This window comes from Streptomyces sp. NA04227 (genome assembly GCF_013364195.1).
In the GTDB taxonomy this organism is placed as follows: domain Bacteria; phylum Actinomycetota; class Actinomycetes; order Streptomycetales; family Streptomycetaceae; genus Streptomyces.
The window spans coordinates 953,769-966,722 of record NZ_CP054918.1; the positions used below are offsets into that span (position 1 = coordinate 953,769).

Below are 12,954 nucleotides of genomic sequence, written 5' to 3' on the forward strand. Positions count from 1 at the left end.
CGGACGCGGTGCGGGACGGACGGCGGTTACCCAGCGGCACGGCTCCGGGACGGTACGAGAGACCGGTTCGGGCAGCTTTCGAACACAGAGGCACCAAACGGGACACAACGCGCATCGGACGGCCAATGGGGGCTTGCGCGCAGGGGAACAGAACGCCACCGAACCGGCCCTCCCGTGGCGAACCTCACAGTTCGCCGTACTGGGTCATCCGGCCGGAAAACGCCGCCGGGTCACGCCCTCGCGGGGCCCAGTTGCACACCTGTGCGTATGGACTCCCCTACGGCGTCAGAGCCGCATCCGCGCGCGCAGGAAATCGAGGTCGACCTCTTCCAGGGAGGAGACCACCGTGCGGCCCGCGGCGGGCGCGATGGGCGCCACGGAGGGCACCGCGACGACCCGGCAGCCCGCCGCCTCGGCGGAGGCCACTCCGGTCGCGGTGTCCTCGATGACCGCGCACCGGGTCGGGTCGGCGCCCAGACCGGCGGCCGCGAGCAGATACGGGTCGGGGAACGGCTTGGTGCGCTCGACCTCGTCACCGGCCACCGTCAGGGCGAAGTTCGAGGCGCCGAGCGAGCGCAGCACCCGGTCGATGATGCGGCGGTGCGAGGCGGAGACCAGGGCGGTGGGGATCCGGTTCGCGGCCAGTTCCGAGAGCAGCCGCTTGGCGCCCGGCATCAGCGGCAGGGTGCGGCTGATGCGGTCCTCGAATCCGTCGTTGAGCAGCACGACCAGCTCGTCCAGGGTGACGTCGGCGCCGGTGGCCTCGATCAGGAAGCCCGCGCTGCGGCTCATCGGGCCGCCCACCACGACCTGGCGCCAGGCCTCGTCGAGCCGGTGTCCGAGCCGGGCGAAGACCTCCACCTCGGCGTCCCACCAGAAACCCTCGGTGTCCACCAGGGTGCCGTCCATGTCGAGAAGCACCGCTTGCAGCGCGGAGCCGTCGGACTGCCGCACGCCGAGAGCCGGGACGGTACTGGTCAAGCCGCTCACCACTTTCCGTGAGGGACGGGCAGGCCGGCCACCGCGTCCGTGAGAACGACGGGCGACCGGCCTGTTCTGGACCGACCAGTGTACGGCGGAACCGGCGCCGCTCGCCGTACGGCGAGCGGCGCCGCGGTTACCTGCCCCTGAATCCGGGGGCGGTACGAGTGCCTCGGCGGGCGCTCAGCGGGCGTTGAAGTACTTCGCCTCGGGGTGGTGGATGACGATGGCGTCGGTGGACTGCTCGGGGTGGAGCTGGAACTCCTCCGAGAGCTCCACGCCGATCCGCTCGGGTTCGAGCAGCTGGGCGATCTTGGCGCGGTCCTCCAGGTCGGGGCAGGCGCCGTAGCCGAGCGAGAAGCGCGCGCCGCGGTACTTCAGCGCGAACATGTCCTCCATGGCATCCGGGTCCTCGCCCGCGAAGCCGAGTTCGGAGCGCACCCGCGCGTGCCAGTACTCGGCCAGCGCCTCCGCCAACTGCACGGACAGGCCGTGCAGTTCGAGGTAGTCGCGGTAGGAGTCGGCGGCGAACAGCTCGGCGGTCGCCCCGCCGATCTTCGAGCCGACGGTGACCACCTGGAAGCCGACGACGTCCTGCTCGCCGGAGTCCTCGGCGCGGAAGAAGTCGGCCAGGCACAGGCGGCGGCCGCGGCGCTGGCGCGGGAAGGTGAAGCGGGTCCGCTCGGAGCCGTCCTCGCCGAGGACGATCAGGTCGTCGCCCTTGGAGACACAGGGGAAGTAGCCGTAGACGACCGCGGCCTCCAGGAGGTTCTCCCGCTGGAGCTTGTCCAGCCAGCCGCGCAGCCGGGGACGGCCCTCGCTCTCGACCAGTTCCTCGTACGTGGGGCCTTCGCCGGTGCGGGCCTGCTTGAGCCCCCACTGGCCCTTGAAGAGGGCGCCCTCGTCGAGCCAGGAGGCGTAGTCGGCGAGCTGGATTCCCTTGACCACGCGGGTGCCGCTGAACGGCGGCTCGGGCACCGGGTTGTCGGTGGCCACGTCGGAGCGGGCGGGGCCCTCGTCGGGGCGCTCCTCGACGACGGTGGCCGCCGCCCTCACGCGGCGCTGCTTCAGTTCCGGGAGCTGGGCGCCGGGCACGCCGCGCTTGACGGCGATCAGGGCGTCCATCAGGCGCAGGCCCTCGAAGGCGTCCCGGGCGTAGCGGACCTCGCCCTGGTAGATCTCGTGCAGGTCCTGCTCCACGTAGGCCCGGGTGAGGGCGGCGCCGCCGAGGATGACGGGGAAGTCCGTCGCCATGCCGCGCTGGTTCAGCTCCTCCAGGTTCTCCTTCATGATCACCGTGGACTTGACCAGGAGACCCGACATGCCGATCACGTCGGCGCTGTGCTCCTCGGCGGCGTCCAGGATCGCCGCGACGGGCTGCTTGATGCCGAGGTTGACGACGTTGTAGCCGTTGTTGGACAGGATGATGTCCACGAGGTTCTTGCCGATGTCGTGGACGTCGCCGCGCACCGTGGCGAGCACGATGGTGCCCTTGCCCTGGGCGTCGGACTTCTCCATGTGCGGTTCGAGGTGGGCCACCGCGGTCTTCATGACCTCGGCGGACTGGAGCACGAACGGCAGCTGCATCTGGCCGGAGCCGAACAGCTCGCCGACGACCTTCATGCCGTTCAGGAGCGTCTCGTTGACGATGTCGAGGGCGGGGCGGGTGGTGAGCGCCTCGTCGAGGTCGGCCTCCAGACCGTTGCGCTCGCCGTCGATGATGCGCCGCTCCAGGCGCTCGCCGAGCGGCAGGGCGGCGAGTTCCTCGGCCTTGCCCGCCTTCATCGACTTGGTGTCGACGCCCTCGAACAGTTCCAGGAGCCGCTGCAGCGGGTCGTAGCCCTCCTCGCGGCGGTCGTAGATCAGATCGAGGCAGGTCTTGACCTGCTCCTCCTCGAGCCGGGCGATCGGCAGGATCTTGCTGGCGTGGACGATCGCCGAGTCGAGCCCGGCCTTCACGCACTCGTCCAGGAAGACCGAGTTGAGCACCAGGCGGGCGGCCGGGTTCAGGCCGAAGGAGATGTTGGACAGGCCGAGGGTGGTCTGTACGTCGGGGTGGCGGCGCTTGAGTTCGCGGATGGCCTCGATGGTGTTGACGCCGTCCTTGCGGGACTCCTCCTGACCGGTGCAGATGGTGAAGGTCAGGGTGTCGATGAGGATGTCCGACTCGTGGATGCCCCAGTTCCCGGTGAGGTCGTCGATGATCCGCTCGGCGATGGCGACCTTGTGCTCGGCGGTGCGGGCCTGGCCCTCCTCGTCGATGGTCAGGGCCATCAGCGCGGCGCCGTGCTCCTGGGCCAGCGCGGTCACCCGGGCGAAGCGCGACTCGGGGCCGTCGCCGTCCTCGTAGTTGACGGAGTTGATGACCGCACGGCCGCCGAGCTTCTCCAGGCCGGCCTGGATCACGTCGACCTCGGTGGAGTCGAGCACGATCGGCAGCGTGGAGGCGGTGGCGAAGCGTCCGGCGAGCTCGCGCATGTCGGCGACGCCGTCCCGGCCGACGTAGTCGACGCACAGGTCGAGCATGTGCGCGCCCTCGCGGATCTGCTCGCGCGCCATCTCCACGCAGTCGTCCCAGCGGCCCTCCAGCATGGCCGTACGGAACTTCTTGGAGCCGTTGGCGTTGGTGCGCTCGCCGATGGCCAGGTACGCGGTGTCCTGGCGGAACGGCACGGTCTGGTAGAGCGAGGCGGCGCCGGGCTCCGGGCGCGGGCTGCGCTCGGTGGGCACCGCGCCGCGCACCCGCTCCACCACCTGGCGCAGGTGCTCGGGGGTGGTGCCGCAGCAGCCGCCGACCAGCGACAGGCCGTACTCGCGCACGAAGGTCTCCTGCGCGTCGGCGAGTTCGGGGGCGGTCAGCGGGTAGTGCGCGCCGTTCTTGCCGAGGACCGGCAGTCCGGCGTTCGGCATACAGGCCAGCGGCACCCTGGAGTGCCGGGCGAGGTAGCGCAGGTGCTCGCTCATCTCGGCCGGTCCGGTGGCGCAGTTGAGGCCGATCATGTCGATGCCCAGCGGTTCCAGGGCGGTGAGCGCGGCGCCGATCTCGGAGCCGAGGAGCATGGTGCCGGTGGTCTCGACGGTGACCGAGCAGATGACCGGCAGGTCGGCGCCGGTGGCGTCCAGGGCCCGGCGCGCGCCGAGGATGGCGGCCTTGGTCTGGAGCAGGTCCTGGGTGGTCTCCACCAGGAGGGCGTCCGCGCCGCCCGCGATCATGCCCTCGGCGTTCTGCTGGTAGGCGTCGCGCAGCAGGGTGTACGGGGCGTGGCCCAGCGTCGGCAGCTTGGTGCCGGGGCCCATGGAGCCGAGCACCCAGCGCTGCTGTCCGGTGGACACGGTGAACTCGTCGGCGACCTCGCGGGCGATGCGCACCCCGGCCTCGGACAGTTCGTAGACGCGCTCGGGGATGTCGTACTCGCCGAGCGCGGCGTGGTTGGCGCCGAAGGTGTTGGTCTCGACGCAGTCGACGCCGACGGCGAAGTACTCCTCGTGCACCGAGCGCACGATGTCGGGCCGGGTGACGTTGAGGATCTCGTTGCAGCCCTCGAGGTCCTGGAAGTCCTCCAGGGTCGGGTCCTGGGCCTGCAGCATGGTGCCCATCGCGCCGTCGGCGACGACGACACGGGTGGCCAGCGCCTCGCGGAAGGCGGCGATGCGCGCACGGCTGTCGGAGGGGTCGGCCGGAGGGGTCGGCAACGAGGCCATGAGAATGCTCCCTGGGATGCGACGGCTGTCGGCTTTGCGGCTCCCTTCGGGGGAGGCGCACCGGGCCAGCCTAACCATGCCGGGGGCGCGCGCGTCAGGGCGTCCGGTGTACGGACGTGTCGGCTCCGCCCCGTAACCCCTGGTCGGCGGGGGGAAACCGGCTGTGGGAACCTGCGGACCCGCGAGCGGCGGGCGCGGCCCGACACCTGGGGTGTCCGTGTATTGGCGGCAGGTCGGTAAAGGCCGATAGTGTTCAGCATTGCCGAACAGTACGGAACGGAACCGAACGGCTTTGCCCGTTCACCCACTTCAGCCGTCCGCACATCAGGCCGTCCGAGAGCCGAGGGGAGCTTGTGCATGGCCCGCAACATCCAGTCGCTGGAGCGCGCCGCCGCCATGATGCGTCTGCTCGCGGGCGGCGAGCGCAGGCTCGGCCTGTCCGACATCGCCGCCTCGCTCGGCCTCGCCAAGGGCACCGCGCACGGCATTCTGCGCACCCTCCAGGCGGAGGGCTTCGTCGAGCAGGACGCCGCCTCCGGCCGCTACCAGCTCGGCGCGGAGCTGTTGCGCCTGGGCAACAGCTATCTCGACGTCCACGAACTGCGCGCCCGCGCCCTGGTGTGGACCGACGACCTGGCCAGGGCCAGCGGCGAGAGCGCCTACGTCGGCGTGCTGCACCAGCAGGGCGTACTGATCGTCCACCATGTCTTCCGGCCGGACGACAGCCGCCAGGTCCTGGAGGTCGGCGCCATGCAGCCGCTGCACTCCACGGCGCTCGGCAAGGTGCTCGCCGCCTACGATCCGGTGGCGCACAGCGAGCTGGTCGAGTCCGAACGCGGCACCTTCACCGTGCACACGGTCGGCGACCTGACCCGGATCGAGGCCGCTCTGGACCTCACCCGGGCCCGCGGCTACGCCACCGACATCGAGGAGACCTGGGAGGGCGTCGCCTCGGTGGCCGCTCCCATCCACGATCGCCGCCGGATGCCGGTCGGCGCGGTCGGTATCACCGGCGCCGTGGAGCGCGTCTGCCGCGACGCGGACCCGCGACCCGAACTCGTCGCGGCGGTACGCGACTGCGCCCGCGCCGTGTCCCGGGATCTGGGCGCCAGCCGCTTCTAGGCGGCACCGCGCCCCGCCTTCCGCCCGTTCGAGACCGGGCGAGCCCCTGCCCGGGCGCCCCCCGCTCCTGCCCGTGCGAGGCCCCCGCCGCACGGTCGCCACCCCCTGCCCGGCCCCCTCGGCACAGCCCTCCCCCACCGCCCCTCGGCACGGCTGCGCAACAAGGCCCTCGATCGCGGCAATGTCGATCAATAACGATCGGAGATCCGATCAACCCGAGGGCTCCCGGTCTCTTGACGTGTCGCCGATCCCACAGCGAGACTCCCGCCCAACGGTCGGCATTGTCGAACACCTTGCGGCAATAGGCGCTAGAGTGTGGCAAGGCCAAGGGCCGGCACGCCCTCACCCGAGGGCACGGACCACCGGTGGGACCCGGGGTTCGCCTTCCCCTGGACGAAGGACAAGGAGTCGCGGGTGTCCAACTCCGACATCTTCACCGGCGAGGTCATCGGGACCGCCGTACTCATCCTGCTCGGCGGCGGTGTCTGCGCCGCCGTCACGCTCAAGCACTCCAAGGCGCGCAACGCGGGCTGGCTCGCGATCACCTTCGGCTGGGGCTTCGCGGTGCTCACCGCCGCCTATCTGGCCGGCGGCGTCTCCGGCGCCCACCTCAACCCGGCGGTCACCGTCGGGCTCGCGATCGAGGGCGGCACCGAGTGGGGCGACGTCCCGCTGTACCTGGCCTCGCAGCTCCTCGGCGCGATGATCGGCGCCGCACTGGTCTGGATCACGTACTACGGACAGTTCCAGGCGCATCTGACCGACCCGGAGATCCTCACGGCGCAGCCGGCCGAGGAGGGCATGGTGGACCGCAAGACCGAACCCGCCGCAGGCCCGGTCCTCGGCATCTTCTCCACCGGCCCGGAGATCCGGCACACGGTGCAGAACCTCGCCACCGAGATCATCGCCACCGCCGTCCTGGTCCTCGCCATCCTCACGCAGGGCCTCAACGCCGAGGGCGAGGGCCTGGGCATCCTCGGCGCGCTGATCACGTCCTTCGTGGTGGTCGGCATCGGCCTCTCGCTCGGCGGCCCGACCGGGTACGCCATCAACCCGGTACGCGACCTCGGCCCCCGCATCGTGCACAGCGTGCTCCCGCTGCCCAACAAGGGCGGCTCGGACTGGGGCTACGCCTGGATACCGGTCGTCGGCCCGCTCATCGGCGGCGCCCTGGCAGGCGGGCTCTACGAACTCGCCTTCGCCTGACCCGTTTCCGTATCGCGTACGCACCCGCCCTCCCCACCGTCAGGAGCACACCGTGACCGACCAGACCGCGAGCCACTCGCACGGCACCGGCCCCTTCATCGCCGCCATCGACCAGGGCACCACGTCCAGCCGCTGCATCGTCTTCGACCGGGACGGACGCATCGTCTCGGTCGACCAGAAGGAACACGAGCAGATCTTCCCCAAGCCGGGCTGGGTCGAACACGACGCGGCGGAAATCTGGACCAACGTCCAGGAGGTCGTCGCCGGGGCGATCGCCAAGGCCGGGATCGGCCGCGCGGACATCAAAGCGATCGGCATCACCAACCAGCGCGAGACCACGGTCCTGTGGGACCGCAACACCGGTGAGCCGGTGCACAACGCGCTGGTCTGGCAGGACACCCGTACCGACGCCCTGTGCCGGGACCTCGGCCGCAACGTCGGCCAGGACCGCTTCCGCCGCGAGACCGGACTGCCGCTCGCGAGCTACTTCGCCGGGCCCAAGATCCGCTGGCTGCTCGACAACGTCGAGGGCCTGCGCGAGCGCGCCGAGGCGGGCGAGATCCTCTTCGGCACCATGGACTCCTGGGTCATCTGGAACCTGACCGGCGGCGCCCAGGGCGGCGTGCACGTCACCGACGTGACCAACGCCTCGCGCACCATGCTGATGAACCTGCACTCCCTGGAGTGGGACGACAAGATCCTCACCTCCATGGAGGTCCCGGCCGCCGTCCTGCCCGAGATCCGCTCCTCCGCCGAGGTCTACGGCGAGGTCAGCGGCGGCCGCCTCGGCGAGCTGCTCGGCGGCATCCCGGTCGCCTCGGCGCTCGGCGACCAGCAGGCGGCGCTGTTCGGCCAGACCTGTTTCGCCGAGGGCGAGGCCAAGTCGACGTACGGCACCGGCACCTTCATGCTGATCAACACCGGCGAGAAGATCATCAACTCCTACTCGGGCCTGCTGACCACGGTCGGCTACCGCATCGGCGACCAGAAGCCGGTGTACGCCCTGGAGGGATCGATCGCGGTCACCGGCTCGCTGGTGCAGTGGATGCGCGACCAGATGGGCCTGATCAAGTCGGCGGCCGAGATCGAGACGCTCGCCTCCTCGGTCGAGGACAACGGCGGCGCCTACTTCGTGCCCGCCTTCTCCGGTCTGTTCGCGCCCTACTGGCGCTCGGACGCCCGCGGCGTGATCGCCGGTCTCACCCGGTACGTGACCAAGGCGCACATCGCCCGCGCCGTCCTGGAGGCCACGGCCTGGCAGACCCGTGAGATCTCGGACGCGATGACCAAGGACTCCGGCGTCGAGCTGACCACGCTCAAGGTCGACGGCGGAATGACCTCCAACAACCTGCTGATGCAGACCCTTTCGGACTTCCTGGACGCGCCGGTGGTGCGTCCGATGGTGGCCGAGACGACCTGCCTCGGCGCCGCCTACGCCGCCGGTCTCGCCGTCGGCTTCTGGCCGGACACCGACGCGCTGCGCGCCAACTGGCGCCGGGCCGCCGAGTGGACCCCTCGTATGGACGCCGAGACCCGCGAGGGCGAGTACAAGAACTGGCTCAAGGCCGTGCAGCGGACCATGGGCTGGCTCGACGACGAGAGCTGACCTTCGGGGCGGCTGCTCAAGAGCACAAGAGGAGTTGGACACATGACCACCCTGCAGAGCGTCCCGTCCATCGGGGCGCAGCCGACTGCGGGTCCTCGCCCGGAGCGGGCCGAGACCCGGCAACGCCTGTCCACAACGACATACGACCTGTTGGTCATCGGCGGCGGCATCCTGGGCATCTCCACCGCCTGGCACGCCGCGCAGTCCGGTCTGCGGGTGGCCCTGGTGGACGCCGGCGACTTCGCCGGCGCCACCTCGTCCGCCTCGTCCAAGTTGCTGCACGGCGGCCTGCGTTACCTCCAGACGGGGGCGGTGAAGCTGGTCGCCGAGAACCACTTCGAACGCCGCGCCCTCTCGCGTCAGGTCGCCCCGCACCTCGCCAACCCGCTCACCTTCTACCTGCCCGTGTACAAGGGCGGCCCGCACGGTGCCGCCAAGCTCGGCGCCGGTGTCTTCGCGTACTCCGCGCTGTCCGCCTTCGGCGACGGCGTCGGCCATCTGCTGAGCCCGTCCAAGGCCCACCAGGACGTGCCGGAGCTGCGCACCGAGGGCCTGAAGGCCGTCGCGGTCTACGGCGACGACCAGATGAACGACGCCCGGATGGCGATGATGACGGTGCGCGCGGCAGTGACCGCGGGCGCCGTCGTCCTCAACCACGCCGAGGTCACCGGGCTGCGCTTCACCCGTGGCCAGGTCACCGGCGCCGAGCTGCGGGACCGGGTCGACGGCAGCGAGTTCGGTGTCGACGCGCACATCGTCCTCAACGCCACCGGCCCCTGGGTGGACCACCTGCGACGGATGGAGGACCCGGCCGCGGCCCCCTCGATCCGGCTCTCCAAGGGCGCCCACCTGATCCTCAAGCGCACCTCCCAGTGGCGCGCGGCCCTGGCCACCCCGATCGACAAGTACCGCATCACCTTCGCCCTGCCGTGGGAGGACATGCTCCTGCTCGGCACCACCGACGAGGAGTACGAGGGCGACCCGGCCGATGTCGCGGTGACCGAGGCCGACATCGCCCAGATCCTCGACGAGGCGTCCTTCTCGGTGCGCGACCGGCAGCTCCAGCGGGATCTGATCACCTACTCGTACGCCGGTCTGCGGGTGCTGCCGGGCGGTCCCGGCGACACCTCGAAGGCCAAGCGGGAGACGGTCGTCACCGAGGGCCCCGGCGGCATGCTGTCGGTGGCGGGCGGCAAGTGGACGACGTTCCGGCACATCGGCCGCACCATCACCAACAAACTGGCCACGCTGCCCGGCAGGCCGCTCGGCGCGGGCGTGGAGCCGGTCTCGCGGCTGCCCAAGCGGCTGCCACTGCCGGGTGTCGCCAACCCGCACGCGGTCACCCACCGCCTCCTCGTCGACGGCTCGCCCGCGCCGCGGATGGCCGCCGACACCGCCCGCCACCTGGCCACGCACTACGGCTCGCTCGCGCTGGACATCGCCCGGCTGGCCGGTGAGCACCCCGAGCTCGCCGAGCGCATCCACCCGGACGCCCCGGAGATCTGGGCCCAGGTGGTCTACGCCCGCGACAACGAGTGGGCCGAGACGGCGGACGACGTGCTGCGCCGCCGCACCACGCTCACCATCCGCGGCCTCGACACGGACGAGATCCGGGCCAGGGTCGACGGGATGCTGGAGCGCTAGTACGCGGTACGGGAGACAGTAAGCAGTCCGCAGTACGCGCGACGGTGGACCAACTGTCCACAGGGGCCGACCGGTTGACGGTCGGCCCCTTGCGTATGCCCGCACGCCCGCCCGGCCGCCGCTCCCCCGCCCCCGGCCCGCGAGGGCTGCAATGCGCGCTCCACACGCCCGCAACAACCGGGCCCGACAGTGGAGATCACCTCCGGCCGACAGCGGAGGTGACCTTCCGCGGGAGGCACCTTCGGCACGGGCCGCGGCCAAAGTTCGCCCCCGGCGGAAGGACGGCTGTGAAGTTCCAGCTCCTCTCGATCGTCAACCACGCCCCGCATCCTCTGACCGGCAGGCTGCAGCCCGCCGCCGAGCGGCTGGCCGAGGTGCTCGACCTCGGTGTGGAGGCCGAACGGCTCGGCCTGGACGCCGTGGCCGTCGGCGAGCGGCACGCGGGCCCCTTCCTGTCCTCCAGTCCCACCGTGCTGCTCGGCGCGCTCGCCGCCCGCACGGAGCGGATCAAGCTGCTGACCGGCGTCACCGTGGTGGCCATCCTCGATCCGGTACGGGTCGCCGAGGACTACGCCACCCTCGACCAGCTCTCGCGCGGCCGCGTCGAACTCGTCGTCGGCAAGGGCGCGGAGGCCGGGCACTTCTCCCTGTTCGGGCTCGACGAGGCACGGCAGTGGGACCTCCAGCGCGAGAAGTACGAGCTGCTGCGACGGCTCTGGCGCGAGGAAAACGTCGACTGGCAGGGCGAGTTCCGCCCGCCGCTGAAGGACGTGACCACGGTGCCGCGCCCCTTCGACGGCCCGCCGCGCGTCTGGCACGGCTCGGCGACCAGCCTCAACTCCACCGAACTCGCGGCCCGGCACGGCGATCCCCTGTTCACCGCGAACGCCGTCCAGCCCCGTGAGTCCTACGCGCGACTGATCGACCACTACCGCGAGCGCTTCGCGGCGTACGGCCACGATCCGGCGCGCGCCCATGTCGCCGCGGGCTCCGGCGGACTGCTCATCGCGGACAGCGAACGCGAGGCGGTGGCCCGGTACAAGGAGCTCTACGAGGCCAAGGTGCGCCAGAGCTTCAGGCCGCACCTGGAGGGCAAGGCCGGGTACAACACCCCGTACCGCACCATCGAGGAGGCGATCGCGGACGGGCCGCAACTCATCGGCTCCCCGCAGCAGATCATCGACAAGATCCTCGGATACCACGCGCTGTACCGGCACGATCTGCAGTCGGTCACCGTCGACGCCTTCGGGCTTTCCCCGGGCGAGCAGCGCGAGACCCTGCAACGCTTCGCGGAGGAGATCGCGCCGGTGGTACGCGCCGCGGCGCCGAGCTCCCTGTGGGAGTGAGCCGGATCCGCCCCGGCGCCCTGCACGCCCCCTCCCGCACCCCCTTTCACACCCCTGTCGACCCGACAGCCGTACGAGCTCCGCGCACAGGTCTGGAGTGCGCGGCCACTCCTTGGGAAGGTTCTGTGCACCGTGCGTTCACGGGCTGCGGCGCCCCCGGCACGAAGCCGTAAGGTTGGGGCGTACACGAGGGCACGTCGGAAGGAGGCGCTGGGTGATCGAGCTCGAGGGGGTTCCCGAGCTGATCGACCCGGTCATGGTGGCCGCGTTCGAGGGCTGGAACGATGCGGGCGACGCCGCTTCCACGGCGGTCGCGCATCTGGAGAAGGAGTGGAAGGGCGAGGTGTTCGCCGCGCTGGACGCGGAGGACTACTACGACTTCCAGGTCAACCGGCCGACGGTGTTCCTGGAGGACGGGGTGCGCAAGATCACCTGGCCCACCACGCGCCTGTCGGTGGTCCGGGTCGGCGGCGACAAGCCCCGTGACCTGGTCCTGGTGCGCGGCATCGAGCCGTCGATGCGCTGGCGCTCCTTCTGCAACGAACTCCTGGGCTTCGCCCACGAGTTGGGTGTCGAGCTGGTGGTGGTGCTCGGTGCGCTGCTCGGCGACACCCCGCACACCCGGCCGGTGCCCGTCAGCGGCGTCACCTCCGATCCGGACCTGGCCCGCACGATGAACCTGGAGGAGACCCGCTACGAGGGCCCGACGGGCATCGTCGGCATTCTCCAGGAGGCCTGCACCCATGCCGGGGTGCCCGCGGTGAGCCTGTGGGCCGCGGTCCCGCACTATGTCTCGCAGCCGCCCAACCCCAAGGCCACCCTGGCGCTGCTCAACCGGCTCGAAGACCTCATCGACCTGCGGATCCCGCTCGGCGAACTCGCCGAGGACGCCCGGGCCTGGCAGCTGGGCGTGGACCAACTGGCCGCCGAGGACAGCGAGGTGGCCGAATACGTGCAGTCCCTGGAGGAAGCCCGGGACACCGCGGAGCTGCCGGAGGCCTCCGGCGAGGCGATCGCCCGCGAGTTCGAGCGCTATCTGCGCCGCAGGGACGGCGGTGGCGGCCCGGTCGCGGGCGGCCACGCCACCGACGGCGGCGAGGGTCCCCCGTTCCTGCGGGACCCGGGCACCGGCGGGCGCACCAAGCCGCCGAGGTCGCCGCGGCCCACCGGCGAGGAGGACGGCGGCAGCGGCCCGGAGGACTCCTCGGGGGGCTCCTCGGAGGGCTGAGGCCCCGAGGACTTCGCCGGGGGCTCGGCCCCGGAGCAGTACACGACGTAGTACACGACGGCGGCCCGGTGGAACTTCCACCGGGCCGCCGCCCGTTACCGCCCTCCGGCGGCAACTCC

8 protein-coding genes are annotated in these 12,954 nt (G+C 71.3%); 6 read left to right on the plus strand and 2 right to left on the minus strand.

Annotated features, from left to right (window positions below):
• Positions 1-285: 285 nt before the first annotated feature.
• Entirely contained in the window at positions 286-981 is a 696-nt protein-coding gene (locus HUT18_RS03850) for an HAD family phosphatase (protein ID WP_176097838.1), read from the minus strand.
• A 183-nt stretch (positions 982-1,164) separates the two neighbouring features.
• Complete coding sequence (gene metH / locus HUT18_RS03855) at positions 1,165-4,683, minus strand: methionine synthase (protein WP_176097840.1); 3,519 nt, start codon at positions 4,681-4,683, stop codon at positions 1,165-1,167.
• A gap of 357 nt (positions 4,684-5,040) precedes the next feature.
• Between metH and HUT18_RS03860 the strand changes: the two genes are divergently transcribed.
• The 6 genes from HUT18_RS03860 (at position 5,041) to HUT18_RS03885 (ending at position 12,835) form a co-directional block, all read left to right on the plus strand.
• A complete protein-coding gene (locus HUT18_RS03860; protein WP_176097842.1) occupies positions 5,041-5,805 on the plus strand; it encodes an IclR family transcriptional regulator in 765 nt (254 codons plus the stop codon).
• A 414-nt stretch (positions 5,806-6,219) separates the two neighbouring features.
• On the plus strand, positions 6,220-7,011 hold the full coding sequence (locus HUT18_RS03865; RefSeq protein WP_176097844.1) for an MIP/aquaporin family protein: 792 nt from the start codon (positions 6,220-6,222) through the stop codon (positions 7,009-7,011).
• Between the two features lie 52 nt (positions 7,012-7,063).
• Positions 7,064-8,617: a glycerol kinase GlpK gene (gene glpK, locus HUT18_RS03870; RefSeq protein ID WP_176097846.1), complete on the plus strand. Its 1,554-nt coding sequence runs from the start codon at positions 7,064-7,066 to the stop codon at positions 8,615-8,617.
• Positions 8,618-8,659: 42 nt separating this feature from the next.
• Positions 8,660-10,261 (plus strand): glycerol-3-phosphate dehydrogenase/oxidase, encoded by a 1,602-nt coding sequence (locus tag HUT18_RS03875; protein ID WP_176097847.1) that lies wholly within the window; start codon positions 8,660-8,662, stop codon positions 10,259-10,261.
• A gap of 287 nt (positions 10,262-10,548) precedes the next feature.
• Positions 10,549-11,607, plus strand: a complete 1,059-nt coding sequence (locus HUT18_RS03880; protein ID WP_176097849.1) for an LLM class flavin-dependent oxidoreductase — start codon at positions 10,549-10,551, stop codon at positions 11,605-11,607.
• Positions 11,608-11,821: 214 nt separating this feature from the next.
• Positions 11,822-12,835: a PAC2 family protein gene (locus tag HUT18_RS03885; protein ID WP_176097851.1), complete on the plus strand. Its 1,014-nt coding sequence runs from the start codon at positions 11,822-11,824 to the stop codon at positions 12,833-12,835.
• Positions 12,836-12,954: the final 119 nt, after the last annotated feature.